Here is a 15,378-nt window from a genome sequence, read left to right as displayed (position 1 = left end):
AGGAGTACGAGCAAGCGTGAGCGAAACAGCCGCACGAAATGCGACCACCGGGCGTCGTCGTGCCTACCGAATGGCCGGGTTGGTGCTCCTGGTGGTCCTCTACCTCGGGGACCAGCTGTCCAAACTGGCCGTGGTGACTCACATGGTCGAGGGTCAAGCGATACCGGTGGTGGACGGTCTGCTGTGGTGGCGTTTCATCCGCAACCCCGGCGCCGCATTCTCGATGGGCGAGTCGGTGACGTGGGTCTTCACGATCATTATGGCCGTGGTCGCCGTGATTGTTCTCTACTACCTGCCGCGCGCGGGCACCCGAGGATGGATACTGGCCCTGTTCGGGCTCTTGTCGGGTGTTCTGGGCAACCTCACCGATCGGCTGTTCCGGGAGCCCGGATTCGGCAGGGGACACGTGGTGGATTTCGTGTCGGTGCCGCACTATGCGATTTTCAACGTGGCCGATGCGTGTATTTGTGTGAGCATTGCCGTGATCGCCATCCTCGTGCTCCGGGGGATTCCCCTCGAGGGGCGCCAGGGTGATACCGCGGACGTCGAGACCGAAGGAGGCGCCTCGTGAGCGAATACGTCGTGGGACAGCACGAATGGACGGTGTCCTCCGAGGACGCCGGTGCCCGACTGGATGCCTTCCTCGCGGATCGCACGAACCAGTCCCGCTCCGCGGCGGCGTCGTGGTGTGCGGACGGCCGGGTCACGGTGACCGAACGGGGGCGGGCGGTCAAGGTCGCCAAGTCGCTCAAGGTCAGCGAGGGAGCCGTGGTTGTGGCTGATGTGCCGGACCCGGCGGACAAGGTCCGGATTGTTCCGGAGAGCGTCGACGGCTTCCGCATCATCCATGAGGATTCGGACATGGTGGTGGTGGACAAGCCGTCGGGCGTGGCCGCCCACCCGTCGCCCGGCTGGCACGGCCCGACCGTCCTGGGCGCCCTGTCCGCGGCGGGAGTCGCCATCACCACCTCCGGAGCCGGCGAACGGCAGGGGATCGTGCACCGATTGGACGTCGGAACCTCGGGCCTCATGGTCGTGGCCAAGAACGAGAACTCCTATGCCCTGCTCAAACGTGCCTTCAAGGAACGGACTGTCACGAAGGTCTATCACACGCTGGTTCAGGGCATCCCGGAACCCCTCCAGGGAACCATTGACGCACCGATCGGCCGCCACCCTGGTCACGAGTGGAAGTTCGCGGTGGTCGACGACGGCCGTTCTGCCGTGACGCATTACGAGGTCATTGAGGCGTTCGGGCCTGCCTCCCTGGCGGAGGTTCACCTGGAGACCGGCAGAACACATCAAATCCGCGTGCACTTCTCGGCCCTCAACCACCCGTGCTGCGGGGACCTGACGTACGGGGCCGACCCGAGACTTGCTGCGAGGCTCGGCCTGACACGTCAGTGGCTGCACGCCCACCGACTCGGCTTCCAACACCCCGGCACGGGTCGGTACACCGAATTCGAGAGCCAATACTCGCCTGACCTGCGATTTGCCCTCGAGTCGATGAGGTCCGGGGATGCCCTGGGCACCTGGAAGTCCTAAAATGGTTCAGTGACTTCCGCGGCAAAATCCAAAGGCTTTACCCACCTCCACGTCCATACCGAGTATTCGATGCTCGACGGCGCGGCGCGCCTCGACGACCTGTTCGAACACGCCCATGAACTGGGCATGGACTCCATGGCCACGACCGACCACGGGTTCCTGTTCGGCGCGTTCGATTTCTGGAACAAGGCCCGCAACGCCGGCATCAAGCCCATCATCGGTGTCGAAGCATACGTGACTCCCGGGACCGCTCGGCAGGACCGTACCCGCGTGAAGTTTGCCGACGGTGGCCGCAACGACGTCTCCGGCGGTGGTGCTTACACGCACATGACCCTGCTCGCGGAGACCACCAACGGGATGCACAACCTGTTCAGGGCGTCTTCGAGAGCTTCGCTGGAAGGGCAGCTGTACAAGCCCCGCATGGACCGCGAACTCCTGAACCTCTATTCGGACGGGCTGATTGCCACCACGGGATGCCCGTCGGGCGAGGTGCAGACCCGACTCCGCCTGGGTCAGTACAAGGAAGCACGTGAAGCCGCCGCGGAATTCCGGGACATCTTCGGCAAAGAGAACTACTACTGCGAGCTGATGGACCACGGTCTGGGCATCGAGAAGCAGGTCACCAGCGACCTGTTGCGCCTGGCCAAGGATCTTGAGCTCCCGCTGGTCGCCACCAACGACCTGCACTACACGCACGCCGAGGACGCCAAGGCACATGCGGCCCTGCTCTGCGTCCAATCCGGCGCGACGATCCAGGATCCCAAGCGATTCAAGTTCGACGCGGACGAGTTCTACCTCAAGTCAGCCGCGGAAATGCGGGAACTCTTCCGGGATTTTCCTGAGGCCTGTGACAACACCCTCGAGATTGCCGAGCGTTGCAACGTCGAGTTCGACACGAGCGCGAACTACATGCCCAATTTCCCGTGCCCTCCCGGTGAGAACGAGGAATCGTGGTTCGTCAAGGAGGTCGAGAACGGGCTGCACTACCGTTTCCCGGACGGCGTCCCGGACCAGGTGCGCAAGCAGGCCGAGTACGAGGTCGGGATCATCACCCAGATGGGCTTCCCGGGCTACTTCCTGGTGGTGGCGGACTTCATCAACTGGGCCAAGAACAACGGGATCCGGGTCGGTCCGGGCCGCGGATCCGGCGCTGGCTCCATGGTCGCGTACGCGATGCGCATCACCGAGCTCAATCCCCTCGAACACGACCTCATCTTCGAGCGGTTCCTCAACCCGGATCGTGTCTCGATGCCCGACTTCGACGTCGACTTCGACGACCGCCGCCGGTCCGAGGTCATTCATTACGTGACCGAGAAATACGGCGAGGACAAGGTCGCACAGATCGTGACCTACGGGACCATCAAGGCCAAGCAGGCCCTCAAGGACTCGTCCCGCGTGCTGGGCTACCCGTTCTCCATGGGGGAGCGCCTGACCAAGGCCATGCCGCCGGACGTCATGGGGAAAGGCATCTCCCTGCAGGACGTCTACAACAAGGAAGCCCCACGCTACGGCGAGGCCGAGGAGCTGCGGGAACTCCTGTCCTCGGACGAGGACTCCAAGAAGGTTTTCGAGACTGCCGAGGGGCTGGAGGGCCTCAAACGCCAGTGGGGAGTGCACGCGGCCGGCGTCATCATGTCCAGCCACGACATCATCGACGTCATCCCGATCATGCGTCGCGAGCAGGACGGCCAGGTCATCACGCAGTTCGACTATCCGACCTGCGAGGGCCTCGGCCTGATCAAGATGGACTTCCTCGGCCTGAGGAACCTGACGATCATTTCGGATGCGATCGAGAACATTCAGGCCAACCGAGATTTCTCGCTGGACCTCGAAAGTCTGGAGACCGATGACGCCGAGTCGTACCGCCTCCTGGCTCGCGGCGACACCCTCGGCGTCTTCCAGCTCGACGGCGGTCCCATGCGGCAGCTGCTCAAGCTCATGCAGCCGGATCACTTCGAGCACATCTCGGCCGTGTTGGCCCTCTACCGCCCCGGACCCATGGGTGCGAACTCGCACACGAATTACGCGTTGCGCAAGAACGGGCTCCAGGAGGTTTCGCCGATTCACGCGGAGCTCGAGGAGCCGCTCGCCGAGATTCTGGATACGACCTACGGCCTGATCGTCTACCAGGAACAGGTCATGGCCATCGCGCAGAAGGTCGCCGGCTACTCCCTCGGTGAGGCGGACATTCTCCGCCGAGCCATGGGCAAGAAGAAGAAGGCCGAACTGGACCGCCAGTACGTGACGTTCCACCAGGGCATGTTGGACAACGGCTACTCCGAAGAGGCCATCAAGGCGTTGTGGGACATTCTCCTGCCCTTCTCCGACTACGCCTTCAACAAGGCCCACACGGCCGCCTACGGGCTGGTCTCCTACTGGACCGCGTACCTCAAGGCCCACTATCCGCAGGAATACATGGCCGCGTTGCTCACGTCGGTGGGGGACGACAAGGACAAGCTCGCTCTCTACCTCAACGAGTGCCGGCGCATGGGCATCACCGTGCTGCCTCCGGACGTCAACGAGTCGGCCCTGAACTTCACGCCAGTGGGGGACGACATCCGTTTCGGTATGGGAGCGGTGCGCAACGTCGGCGCCAACGTGGTCTCCGCACTCGTGGAGACCAGGGAGGAGAAAGGAAAATTCGCCTCCTTCCACGACTTTCTCAAGAAGGTCCCGGCGGTGTGCTGCAACAAGCGGACCATCGAGTCGTTGATCAAGGCGGGTGCCTTCGACGACTTGGGGCACCGGCGTCGTGCGCTGTCACTGATCCATGAGGAAGCCATCGATTCCACGGTCTCGGTCAAGCGCCAGGAGGCCGCCGGCCAATTCGACCTGTTCGGCGGATTCGGGGCGGAAGAAGAGGATCCCACCACGGATCTGTCCGTGGCGATTCCCGATGTTCCCGAATGGGAGCGCCGGGACAAACTGAATTTCGAGAGGGAAATGCTCGGGCTGTATGTCTCCGACCATCCCTTGAGAGGCCTCGACGACACGCTGGGCCAGCTCTCCGATTCCTCCGTGCAGTCGCTTCTGGACGAGGACGGCAAACCGGACGGCTCGATCGTCACGATTGCCGGCATGATCACCTCGGTCCAGCGCAAGGTGGCCAAGACCAGCGGCAATGCCTACGCGCGGGTCGAGCTGGAGGACCGGACCGGTTCGATGGAAGTCATGTTCTTCGGGAAGGTCTACACCCCGATTTCGGGCGTGCTCTCCGAGGACCTGATCTGCACGATCAAGGGACGCCTGCAACGCCGCGACGACGGAAGCGTCACCATCACCGCCATGGAGCTCAAGGTCCCCGACATCGACGCCGACGGGCAGAAGGGGCCGATCATCCTCACGCTCCCGGAGCACCGTGCGACCGAGCAGAACCTGCGCGAACTCGAGACGATCCTGCTGAATCATCGGGGCGACGCCGAGGTGCGCATCAACCTGACCTGCAGGACGAAGGATGTTCTGATGCGCCTCTCGCCGAGGCTGAGGGTGAATCCGAATCCGGCGCTGTACGGAGACCTGAAAGTCCTCTTCGGGTCCTCGTGCTTGGAGAAGTCATCGTCGCCGGCCGTCGAAGTCGGTGTGTGAACCCTCCGGGCCGTGCGTGACGGCGACGGGCGATAAGCTGGAGGGGTGACTACTACAGAACCGAGACCCGTCCAGCCCCCGTCGATGCGCGTTCTCGACCTTCGAGGACAGCGGCCGAGCGAGGCCCGGTTGAGGTCGATCGTGCCCCGTCAGACGAGCGAGTTCGTCTCCTCGGCGGAGGAATCCGTAGCCTCGATTCTCGCCGACGTCAAGTCCCGCGGAACCGCCGCCCTGCGAGAGCTCGCGGCCAGGTTCGACGGCGTCGAGCAGGCGGATCTCCGGGTGCCTCAGGACGCGATCGATCGGGCCGTCGAAGAGCTCGATCCCGCGGTGCGCGACGGACTCGAGACCGCCATCGAACGGACGCGGGCCTTCGCCGCGGCCCAAAGACCGGACGACGCACACCTCGAGGTGGCCCCCGGCGCGCGCCTGACACACCGGTGGACTCCCGTCCGGCGCGTGGGACTGTACGTCCCGGGCGGCCTGGCCGTGTACCCGTCCTCCGTGATCATGAACGCGGTTCCGGCCCAGGCGGCCGGCGTCGAGTCGGTGGTCCTGAGCACGCCGCCGCAAAAGGAATTCGGCGGGCTGCCGCACCCGACCACGTTGGCCGCCGCCGGCTTGTTGGGCATCGACGAGGTCTGGGCCATCGGAGGCGCCCAAGCCTTGGGGGCCATGGCCTACGGATTCGACGACTCCGAAACCCTCGAACCGGTGGACACGATGACAGGACCGGGCAATATCTTCGTCGCGATGGCCAAGCGGCAACTGCGATCTCTGGTGGGCGTCGACGGCGAAGCGGGCACCACGGAGATCGCCGTCATCGCGGATCAGCACGCGAACCCGGACTACGTGGCGGCCGACCTCTTGTCCCAGGCCGAACACGACCCTCACGCAGGGTCCTTGCTCATCACCGATTCCGAAGACCTGGCGGATCGAGTTGCCCTGGCGCTCGCAGAGCGGGTCAACCGCACCAAGCACCGCGAAAGGGTCGAGACGGCCCTCACCGGTCCGCAATCCGGGGTGATCCTGACCGATTCCCTGGACCAGAGCATCGACGTCGCCAATGCCTACGCACCCGAGCATCTCGAGATCCAGACGGAGAACCCGGGTGATGTGGCCGCGAGGATGAGGAACGCCGGCGCGATTTTCCTGGGCCCCTACAGCCCGGTCCCGCTGGGTGACTACGCCGCGGGTTCCAACCACGTGTTGCCCACGGGTGGTTCCGCGAGGTACAGCAGTGGGCTCTGCACGACGTCGTTCATGAAGGCCGTGCAGATCATCGACTACTCCGCGGAGGCCCTCGAACACGTGGGCCCGGCCGTCGAGGCCCTGTCCCGCGCAGAGGATCTCCCGGCCCACGGAGCGGCCGTTGCGGCCCGAATCAAGGAATCCGACACCGAGGGGGACTCCTGATATGCATTGTCCGTATTGCCGCCATCCCGACTCGCGCGTTGTCGACTCGCGGGTCGCCGACGACGGTTCGTCGATCCGGCGTCGCCGACAGTGCTCCTCGTGCGGACGTCGCTTCTCGACCCTGGAGACGACCTCCGTGAACGTGATCAAACGTTCGGGGGCCACGGAACCGTTCAAACGCGCCAAAATCATTTCCGGGGTGCGCAAGGCCTGCCAGGGTCGTCCGGTCAGCGAGGACGACCTGGCTCTGCTCGCCCAGGAAGTCGAGGAATCCATTCGCGCCCAAGGGCTGGCCGAAATCGACGCGAACGACGTCGGCCTGGCGATTCTGAATCCTCTCCAGCGCCTCGACGAGGTCGCCTATCTTCGGTTCGCGAGTGTCTACCAGGCCTTCGACGGCCTGGCGGACTTCGAGAGGGCCATCGAAAACCTGCGCGAGGGATCCGAGAGGCCTGCCGCGGCGATGACCCAGCCTGACGACGACCCGACGGATTCTGCGACCGGGGTCGCCGGGGCGGCCACCGGATCGGACGAGTCCGACGGATCTGCACGCGCCGAGGCCGGGAACAAGGTCGAGGGGACGCAGAAGAAGCCCAGGACGGCCTCGCAGAAGCGCGGCCGGACGTCGCCCGCCAAGCCTCCCCAGGAACCGGAAGATCCGGATCAGCCAACTCTGCTCTAGACCTCGACGAAAGAGTGTGGTTAGATAGGAATCAGTCGCCGGTACTTGCGGAGGGGAAGCCGTCAGGTACCGGCGCTTCACTTCAATGGGCAACGGGCCAGGTCTTCGACCTGGCCCGTTCTCGTGCCTCGTGGTGGGACCGGCAGGTGACCCCGGCAGAGCGGGTCAGCCGCGCAGGTCCTGGTCGTGATGCTCGCGTTCTCCCGGCTGGCCTGCGGCCCACAGCGCCGCACCGACGATTCCGGCGTTGTTGCGCAGCGCGGCGGGAACCATCGGGGTCCGGATGTCCTCCAGATACGGCATGAACTTTTCCGGCTTCTTCGACACGCCGCCACCGATCACGAACAGATCAGGGGAGAACAGGGCCTCGACGCGGGAGAAATAGGTGTGCAACCGTGCGCCGTATTCTTTCCAGGACAGGTCTTCGCGTTCGCGGGCCCTCACGGAAGCGCGGGACTCGGCGTCGTAGCCGTCGATCTCCAGGTGGCCCAGCTCGGAATTCGGAACCAGGACGCCGTTGTGGACGATCGCGGAGCCAATGCCGGTGCCCAGCGTGATGACCATGATCAGGCCGTCGTTGTCCCGCCCTTGTCCGTAGATTCCTTCGGCGAGCCCGGCGGCGTCGGCGTCGTTGACGGCGTAGACGGTTCTTCCCAGATGCTCCTCGGCGAGATTCCGCAGCTCGGCCCCGATCCAGGACTCGTCCACGTTGGCGGCGGACCAGGTGACGCCGTTCTTGACGATCGCCGGGAAGTCCACACCGATGGCGCTCTCGGCCACAGGGACGGTCTCTCGAGACTGGAGCTCTTCCACGATGTCGCGCACGACGGGGAGCACATTGTCCGGAGTCGCGGGACTCGGGGTGTCGATCCGGTACCGTTCGCCGACCAGCGAACCGTTGCGCAGATCCACCACGCCACCCTTGATTCCGGTTCCGCCGATGTCGACGCCGATGGCCAGTTCGTGCGGTTTGGGCTGGGGCAGCTCGTGACCGGCGCTGAGATCCTGCTGTACTGCGACCTCGGGGCGGTCCGGCGAAGAATGAGGCATGAGTCTCCTAGAGGGTGTTCTGTGTGTCTCGGGCGAACTACGGGAGGGTCAGGATGTCGACGCCGTCGGCGGTCACGAGCATGGTGTGCTCGAACTGGGCGCTCCGCTTGCGATCCTTGGTCACGACGGTCCAGTCGTCGTCCCACATCTCCCAATCGACGGTGCCCAGGTTCAGCATGGGCTCGATGGTGAAGACCATGCCCTCCTCGATCACGGTGTTGTAGGCCGGAGCGGCGTCGTAGTGGGGGATGATCAGGCCCGAATGGAATTCCCGACCGACCCCGTGCCCGGTGAAGTCACGGACCACTCCGTATCCGAAACGGGACGCGTATTTTTCGATGACGCGCCCGATCACGTTGATCTCGCGGCCGGGCTTCACGGCCTTCATGGCCCTGTTGAGGGATTCCTCGGTCCGCTCGACCAGCAAACGGGATTCTTCGTCGACGTCGCCGACCAACAGCGTTCGGTTGGTGTCCCCGTGCATCCCGTTCTTGTACGCCGTGACGTCGAGATTGATGATGTCCCCGTCCTCAAGGACCGTGGAATCGGGGATCCCGTGGCAGATCACCTCGTTGAGGGACGTGCAGACCGACTTCCAGAAATTTCTGTAGCCGAGGGTCGAGGGATAGGCCCCGTGGTCGCACATGTACTCGTGGACGACGCGGTCGATCTCCTCCGTGGTCCGCCCGGGGACGCAGTACTCTTCCGCGGCAACGATCGATCCGGCGGCAATCCGCCCCGATTCACGGATCAGCTCGACTTCTTCCGGGGTGTAGAAATTCGAGCCCTGGCCTTCCTGCGCGGTCGCCTTGCCGACGTACTCGGGACGCTCGATGGTCCGGGGGACCTTCCGGGTCGGACCGACGACGCCGGGCGTCAGATTGCCCAGAGGAGCGCCGCCCTTGCCCGTGGGCACATTGTGGGATGTCGTGGAAGTATTGGTACGGGACATATAGTCAACTCTAGGACAATTTCGTCGACGAGGAGGTCATGGGATGGGCATCATCGACAGCACTGAGGGCGAGGAAGACCGGCAGTTCTGGTTCAACACCTACACGCATCAGGTCGAGGAGGGCGCGCAGTCGGACTACCGCAAGCTGTTGGGCCCCTACGCGACCCGCAAGGACGCGGAGAACGCCTTGGAGACCGCGCAGGAGCGCAACGAGAAGTGGGACGAGGAAGACGCTCGCTGGAGAGGCGACTCCTGATCAGAGCGTGAGCAACTACTCACTCGTCGAAGACGTGCTCCGGGGCTGGGAAACTGCCCTTGAGCACGTCTTTTCTGTATGACCCCGCTGCCTCGGCGATGACCGAGCGCAGGTCGGCGTACTTCTTGACGAAACGCGGTGCCTTCCCGGGGGTGAGCCCCACCATGTCCTGCCACACGAGAACCTGACCTGTGGTCGAGGCGCCCGCACCGATACCGACCGTCGGCACGGTGATCTCGGACGTGACAGTTTCCACGGCGGGGCTGGCCGTCATCTCCATGAGCACGGCGAAGGCTCCCGCTTGCGCCAGGGCACGGGCGTCCTCGAGGAGCGCGGTGGCGGCGTCATCTCTGCCCTGGACGCGGAAGCCGCCCAATGAATTCGTGGATTGCGGGGTGAACCCGATGTGCGCCATCACGGGGATGCCGGCTTGAACCATGGCGCGGACGTGGTCGGCGTAGTAGGCGCCGCCTTCCATCTTGACGCCGTGGGCTCCGCCTTCCTTCATGAGGCGGACCGAGCTGGCTACAGCCTGGGAGGGGGACTGCTCGTAGCTGCCGAACGGCAGATCAACGAGAACCATGGCCCGCTGAGCGGCCCCTGACACGGCTCGGGTCAGGGGGATCAGTTCATCCAGCGTCACAGGGACCGTGGACTCGTACCCGTAGACGGTATTGCCCGCGGAGTCGCCGATCAGGAGAACCTCGATCCCGGCCTCGTCGAAGATCCCTGCCGTCAGGGCGTCGTAGCACGTCAGCATGGAGAAGCGCTGGTCTCGGTCCTTGCACCGCTGCAGGTGCGTGGTTCGGATCCTGCGCACGGAGCCGAGCCAATCGTCGTCGTCGGGGGTGTTCTGCTGGGGGTCCTGGAGGTACGAAGCCATGGTGACCAGTCTACGCGGGGCCGAGGTCGCGTCTCGGATAGAGTTGGAACCAGACCGCCAACCCGGCACATCGACCACGGAGGAGTGTCATGGACCGTCAGCAGGAATTCGTTCTCCGGACGATCGAGGAAAGAGACGTTCGGTTCGTCCGCATGTGGTTCACCGACGTCGTCGGCACGCTGAAATCCGTTGCCTTGGCGCCCGCCGAGGTCGAAACGGTTTTCGAGGAAGGGCTGGGCTTCGACGGCTCATCCATTGAGGGCCTCTCCCGTGTCCACGAATCCGACATGCTCCTCCAACCCGACCCGTCCACGTTCCAGCTGCTTCCGTGGAGAGGCGAGACCGAACCGACCTCGCGCATGTTCTGCGACATCCTCACCCCGGACGGGGAGCCTTCGTCGGCGGACTCCCGCGGAGTGCTCAAGCGCATCCTGTCCAAGGCCGGCGACATGGGTTTCACCTGCTACACGGCTCCCGAGGTCGAGTTCTACCTGTTGAAGTCGGCCGAGCTGAACGCCGAGGGCAGCCCCGTCCCGGTCGATCGTGAGGGGTATTTCGACCACGTGTACGGCGGCGTCGTCCAGGATTTCCGACGCCGGGCCGTCACGATGCTCGAGGCCGTCGGGATCTCCGTGGAGTTCAGCCATCACGAAGGCGGACCGGGCCAGAACGAGATCGATCTCCGCCATGCGGACGCCCTTCAGACGGCCGACAACATCATGACGTTCCGTTCGGTGATCAAGGAAGTCGCCTTTTCGCAGGGCATCTACGCGACCTTCATGCCCAAGCCGTTCACCGAATTCCCCGGGTCCGGCATGCACACGCACTTCTCCCTCTTCGAAGGGGACACCAACGCGTTCTTCGAAGCCGGAGCCGAGTATCAGCTGTCCCGCACCGCACGTCACTTCATCGCCGGCATCCTGAAGCACGCGCCGGAATTCACCTCGGTCACGAACCAGTTCGTGAACTCGTACAAGCGGCTCTGGGGCGGCGGCGAGGCGCCGAGCTACTTGTCCTGGGGCCACAACAACCGTTCCGCGCTCGTCCGGGTGCCGCTGTACAAGCCCAACAAGATGCAGTCGGCCCGCATCGAATACCGTGGCATCGACTCGGCGGCCAATCCCTACCTGGCCTACGCCGTGTTGCTCGCCGCCGGCCTCAAGGGCATCGAGAACGAGTACGAATTGCCGGAGGCCGAAGCGGAGGACGTCGCGTCGATGTCGGCAACCGAGCGGCGCAGCCTGGGGCACGATCCGTTGCCCTCCTCCCTGCATGACGCCATCCGCCTGACCGAGGACTCGGAATTCATGGCCGAGACGTTGGGGGAGCAGGTGTTCAACCAGTTCTTGCGCAACAAGCAGGACGACTGGACGGCGTACCGCATGGAAGTGACCCCGTACGAGCTGAAGTACAACCTGGGTCTCCTGTAACGACATGGTGGCCCAGGAAAGCAGCAAGGACCACGCCGGGCCCGAGGCCAAGAGACGCCTGGCCGCCGTCGGGTTCAGCGATCTCGGCGGTGCCAACCGGTGGTTGGATTCGCCCGAGTTGGAGGGCATCGACAAGGCGGCGCTCTTCGACGGGCTCACCCTGAGCCCGTCACCGGACCTGGCGCTCAAAGCCATTGTCCGCATGCTCACGGATTCTCCCGAGCTGCGGAAATACGTCGAACGAGGCCGTGAGGCAGCGGGCCTGTTCAGGGTCCTGGGGGCCTCCGAAGCGCTCGGCGAGTTCCTCATGCGACACCCGGAACACCTGCGTCTTTTCGACGGGGAACCGCGCTCCCTGCCTGACCCCTCGGATACCGACCTGGCCGACGAGTACCGCGACAAACTGCTCGGGGCGGTCGGCGCGGACGCCGCGTCCCCGCAGCCCGTCGCCAGGATGACCGGCGACGACGCCAAACTGGCCGTACGGACCTCGTATCGTGAGTATCTGACGCGAATAGCCTTGGCAGACCTCATGTCGGACGACCCGGTGGAGGATCTGCCCAAGGTCGGTGCGGCCCTCGCCGATCTGGCGGGTGCCGCGCTCGACGCCGCTCTCGCGGTGGCGCGAGCAGAGGTCTCCGAGGAGGAACCGGCCACTGCTTCGGTGGACCTGGCCGTCATCGCCATGGGCAAATGCGGCGCCCGAGAACTCAATTACATTTCGGACGTCGACGTCGTCTACGCCGTCGGTCCCGCACCGGTCGAGGTTCGCGGTGACCTCGACGAGCCGGACGAACGAGCCATGGGCAGGATCGGCACCGAACTGGTCAAGGCCATGACGAAAGTGGTCCACGGCGTCGGACCGGAGCCGGGGTTGTGGGAAGTCGACCCGAACCTTCGCCCGGAAGGCAAGGACGGCCCACTGGTCAGGACCGTCGAATCCCACCGCGTCTACTACGAGCGGTGGGCCGAGAACTGGGAATTCCAGGCGCTCCTCAAGGCCAGGCCCGTGGCCGGGTCCCGGCCTCTGGGAGAAGAGTACATCGAGGCGATCTGGCCGTTCGTCTGGGACGCCTCCGGCCGACCCCACTTTGTGGACTCGGTCCAGTCCATGCGCCACCGGGTCACGGACAATATCCCCGACGACGAACGCGATCGCCAGATCAAACTGGGCCCGGGCGGGCTCCGCGACGTCGAATTCACGGTCCAGCTTCTGCAGCTGGTCCACGGCCGAACCGACGACTGCGTGCGTGAACGCTCGACGACGCAAGCGCTCGCCGCGCTGAGAGACCGCTCCTACGTGGGCAGAGACGCATCGAGCAGCCTCGACCACGAATACCGCTGGCAGCGCACTCTCGAACACCGGGTGCAATTGTTGCGTCTGCGGCGCACCCATTTGATGCCGGTCAAGGAGAGCGAACAGGCGGCCGTCGCTCGCGGAATGCGAGGGCTGGGCGACAGGGCGAGGGTCACGCCGGAGGACCTCCTCAAACAGCGGCGGCGATCCCAACGGACCGTGCGGGGACTCCACGAACGGTTGTTCTTCCGCCCGCTCCTGGCCGCCGTGTCCAAGCTGTCGGCGGACGAAGTCGCGCTGACCCCGGAGGCGGCCCAGGATCGTCTGGCGGCGTTGGGCTACCTGGATCCCAAGGGCGCGATGCGCCACATCGAGGCCATGACCAAGGGGGTTTCGCGCCGCGCCGAGATCCAGAGAACGATTCTGCCGGTGCTCCTCGGCTGGTTCGCACAGGGGGTCGATCCCGATGCCGGGCTGTTGGGCTTTCGTCGTGTCTCCGAGTCGCTCGGCCAGACCCAGTGGTACCTGCGAATGCTTCGGGACTCGCCGGCGGCCGCCGAGCGCCTGTGCGCGGTCCTCTCGTCGTCCAGGTTCGTCATGGACCTCCTGGAGGACGAGCCCGAGTCGATTTCCTGGTTGGACCGGGACGAGAGGCTCCGACCGGAAACCTTCGAGACGCTCTGGGCCGAAATCAGATCCAAGATATCCAGGCACTCCGATGCCATGTCCGCGATCCGGATGATCCGGCTCATCCGCCGTCGGGAGATCCTGAGGACGGCGCTGGGGGAGACCGCCGGCGTGACCGACCTGGACGACGTCATGAAGGGACTCTCCGACGCCGACCAGGCAACCATCCTGGGGGCCCTGCACACCGCCGAACGGGAGCTCTACCAGAAGAAGGGCGAGGAGGTCCTGACCGACGTCGCCGTGATCGGCATGGGGCGTCAGGGAGGTGCCGAGATCGGCTACGGTTCGGATGCGGACGTCATGTACGTGCACCAGCCGCGAGAAGATGCTGATGAGGGCCAAGCGGTGGCGCAGGCGAACGCGCTGATCAGCCGCACGACGCAACTGTTGAAGATCCCCATGAAACCCGCCATCCGGGCGGAGAAGGCACTGGAAATCGACGCCGACCTTCGACCGGAGGGAAAATCCGGTCCCATGGTCCGAACCCTGGATTCCTACGCCGAGTACTACGCGCGGTGGGCAGATACCTGGGAATACCAGGCGTTGCTGCGCGCGCGCCCGCTGGCTGGGTCGGCCGAGGTCGCCGACAAATTCATCAGGCTGATCGATCCGTACAGGTATCCGGCGAACTTCTCCGAGGACCAGTTGCGGCAGATCAGACGCATGAAAGCTCGAGTCGAGGCGGAGCGTATGCCCCGAGGGGCCGATCCCGACCGGCAGGTCAAGCTCGGGCGCGGTGGGCTCAGCGACGTCGAGTGGTTGGTCCAGGTCATTCAGCTCGAACACGCCCATGAACATCCTGAGCTCAAGACGACCAGCACGCTCCGTGCTCTCCAGGCCGCGGTGGACGTCGGCATCGTCGACGCCGAGGATGCCGCCATTCTGGAATCCGCCTGGAGACTCGCGACTCGTATTCGAGGGGCCAACGTGCTGCGGCACGGCCGCGCCTCGGATTCGCTTCCGTCGTCCCGCAAGGATTTGGAGGCAACCGCCCGCTGGAGCGGATACGGGTCCGGGAATGCCGCGAATCTTGAGGAGGACTACCTCAGGCTCACTCGTCGAGCACGGTCCGTCGTCGAGAAGCTGTTCTACGGCCACATGGAGTAGCGGCCGGGACGTCCAGAAGCCGGGCGGCTCTGCCGACGGACGTCTCGGCGGCGGTCTGCCTATCTGTTGACGGCTCCAAGGATGATGCCTGCGAGCATGATGATGCCCAGCACGATCCACACTGCCAGGCACGCTCCGTTGAGAATGATGCCCCACAGCGACCTGCCCCGCGCCAGCGGCTCCCGTTGCCGAGATTTCATGCCCAGAACCAGGCCGATCAACGGTGCCACCACCAGCCATCCGGCCGCGATCGAGCAGATCCCGAGCACCAGACTCGCTGTACCGAGACCGGTGCCGCCGTGGACGGCGACGGGGCGGCGACCTGCGTCTTCGACGTCGGGGGAGTTGTGGTTCAATCCTTCGTAGTATGTCGTCATGGTGCCCACGATATTCGGGTCGAGGAGGAAAGGCAGTACACCATGGTCTACCTTTCGGGCTCAGAGCTGGAGCCACCACGATCGGTCTGACCGGACTGACCCTCTGGTCGGGGG

11 protein-coding genes and 1 pseudogene are annotated in these 15,378 nt (G+C 64.8%); 8 read left to right on the top strand and 4 right to left on the bottom strand.

Annotated features, from left to right (window positions below):
* Nucleotides 1-16 precede the first annotated feature (16 nt).
* The 5 genes and pseudogenes from lspA to nrdR form a co-directional block, all read left to right on the top strand.
* Entirely contained in the window at nucleotides 17-571 is a 555-nt protein-coding gene (lspA, locus tag EWU68_RS06535; protein ID WP_238692357.1) for a signal peptidase II, read from the top strand.
* Nucleotides 568-1,542: an RluA family pseudouridine synthase gene (locus EWU68_RS06530; RefSeq protein ID WP_129315321.1), complete on the top strand. Its 975-nt coding sequence runs from the start codon at nucleotides 568-570 to the stop codon at nucleotides 1,540-1,542. Before lspA ends, EWU68_RS06530 begins: the two co-directional genes overlap by 4 nt.
* A gap of 69 nt (nucleotides 1,543-1,611) precedes the next feature.
* A complete protein-coding gene (gene dnaE / locus EWU68_RS06525; RefSeq protein WP_156265408.1) occupies nucleotides 1,612-5,127 on the top strand; it encodes a DNA polymerase III subunit alpha in 3,516 nt (1,171 codons plus the stop codon).
* An 84-nt stretch (nucleotides 5,128-5,211) separates the two neighbouring features.
* Nucleotides 5,212-6,543, top strand: coding sequence for a histidinol dehydrogenase (gene hisD, locus EWU68_RS06520; RefSeq protein WP_129315400.1), 1,332 nt, complete (start codon nucleotides 5,212-5,214; stop codon nucleotides 6,541-6,543).
* A 1-nt stretch (nucleotide 6,544) separates the two neighbouring features.
* Nucleotides 6,545-7,003, top strand: a pseudogene (gene nrdR, locus EWU68_RS06515) (transcriptional regulator NrdR); the annotation flags it as partial.
* 387 nt (nucleotides 7,004-7,390) lie between these two features.
* Here the strand turns inward: nrdR and ppgK are convergent.
* On the bottom strand, nucleotides 7,391-8,275 hold the full coding sequence (ppgK, locus tag EWU68_RS06510) for a polyphosphate--glucose phosphotransferase (protein ID WP_129315318.1): 885 nt from the start codon (nucleotides 8,273-8,275) through the stop codon (nucleotides 7,391-7,393).
* Between the two features lie 37 nt (nucleotides 8,276-8,312).
* Nucleotides 8,313-9,227, bottom strand: a complete 915-nt coding sequence (map, locus tag EWU68_RS06505) for a type I methionyl aminopeptidase (RefSeq protein ID WP_129315317.1) — start codon at nucleotides 9,225-9,227, stop codon at nucleotides 8,313-8,315.
* Nucleotides 9,228-9,270: 43 nt separating this feature from the next.
* Here map and EWU68_RS06500 point away from each other — a divergent pair, with 43 nt between their 5' ends.
* On the top strand, nucleotides 9,271-9,483 hold the full coding sequence (locus EWU68_RS06500) for an SPOR domain-containing protein (RefSeq protein ID WP_129315316.1): 213 nt from the start codon (nucleotides 9,271-9,273) through the stop codon (nucleotides 9,481-9,483).
* A 19-nt stretch (nucleotides 9,484-9,502) separates the two neighbouring features.
* Here EWU68_RS06500 and panB read toward each other — a convergent pair whose 3' ends face one another.
* Nucleotides 9,503-10,366 carry a 3-methyl-2-oxobutanoate hydroxymethyltransferase gene (panB, locus tag EWU68_RS06495; RefSeq protein WP_129315315.1) on the bottom strand — a complete coding sequence of 288 codons (864 nt, stop codon included), beginning with the start codon at nucleotides 10,364-10,366 and terminating at the stop codon, nucleotides 9,503-9,505.
* 89 nt (nucleotides 10,367-10,455) lie between these two features.
* Between panB and glnA the strand changes: the two genes are divergently transcribed.
* Nucleotides 10,456-11,796, top strand: a complete 1,341-nt coding sequence (gene glnA / locus EWU68_RS06490) for a type I glutamate--ammonia ligase (protein WP_129315314.1) — start codon at nucleotides 10,456-10,458, stop codon at nucleotides 11,794-11,796.
* Nucleotides 11,797-11,800: 4 nt separating this feature from the next.
* Nucleotides 11,801-14,887, top strand: a complete 3,087-nt coding sequence (locus EWU68_RS06485) for a bifunctional [glutamine synthetase] adenylyltransferase/[glutamine synthetase]-adenylyl-L-tyrosine phosphorylase (protein WP_129315313.1) — start codon at nucleotides 11,801-11,803, stop codon at nucleotides 14,885-14,887.
* 59 nt (nucleotides 14,888-14,946) lie between these two features.
* On the opposite strand, the gene EWU68_RS06480 is transcribed toward EWU68_RS06485, so the two are convergent.
* A complete protein-coding gene (locus tag EWU68_RS06480; protein ID WP_238692356.1) occupies nucleotides 14,947-15,264 on the bottom strand; it encodes a hypothetical protein in 318 nt (105 codons plus the stop codon).
* Between the last annotated feature and the right edge of the window lie 114 nt (nucleotides 15,265-15,378).

The organism is Rothia koreensis (assembly GCF_004136575.1).
In the GTDB taxonomy this organism is placed as follows: domain Bacteria; phylum Actinomycetota; class Actinomycetes; order Actinomycetales; family Micrococcaceae; genus Rothia; species Rothia koreensis.
The sequence above is the reverse complement of the archived record's forward strand: the minus strand, read 5'-3'. Positions and strand labels throughout refer to the sequence as shown.

What these genes read in the sequence shown, in the direction of transcription:
- dnaE (WP_156265408.1), top strand. Translation starts at nt 1,612, where the DNA reads ATGCTCGACGGCGCGGCGCGCCTCGACGACCTGTTCGAACACGCCCAT.
- hisD (WP_129315400.1), top strand. Translation starts at nt 5,212, where the DNA reads ATGCGCGTTCTCGACCTTCGAGGACAGCGGCCGAGCGAGGCCCGGTTG.
- ppgK (WP_129315318.1), bottom strand. Translation starts at nt 8,275, where the DNA reads ATGCCTCATTCTTCGCCGGACCGCCCCGAGGTCGCAGTACAGCAGGAT.
- map (WP_129315317.1), bottom strand. Translation starts at nt 9,227, where the DNA reads ATGTCCCGTACCAATACTTCCACGACATCCCACAATGTGCCCACGGGC.
- EWU68_RS06500 (WP_129315316.1), top strand. Translation starts at nt 9,271, where the DNA reads ATGGGCATCATCGACAGCACTGAGGGCGAGGAAGACCGGCAGTTCTGG.
- panB (WP_129315315.1), bottom strand. Translation starts at nt 10,366, where the DNA reads ATGGCTTCGTACCTCCAGGACCCCCAGCAGAACACCCCCGACGACGAC.
- glnA (WP_129315314.1), top strand. Translation starts at nt 10,456, where the DNA reads ATGGACCGTCAGCAGGAATTCGTTCTCCGGACGATCGAGGAAAGAGAC.
- EWU68_RS06485 (WP_129315313.1), top strand. Translation starts at nt 11,801, where the DNA reads ATGGTGGCCCAGGAAAGCAGCAAGGACCACGCCGGGCCCGAGGCCAAG.
- EWU68_RS06480 (WP_238692356.1), bottom strand. Translation starts at nt 15,264, where the DNA reads ATGACGACATACTACGAAGGATTGAACCACAACTCCCCCGACGTCGAA.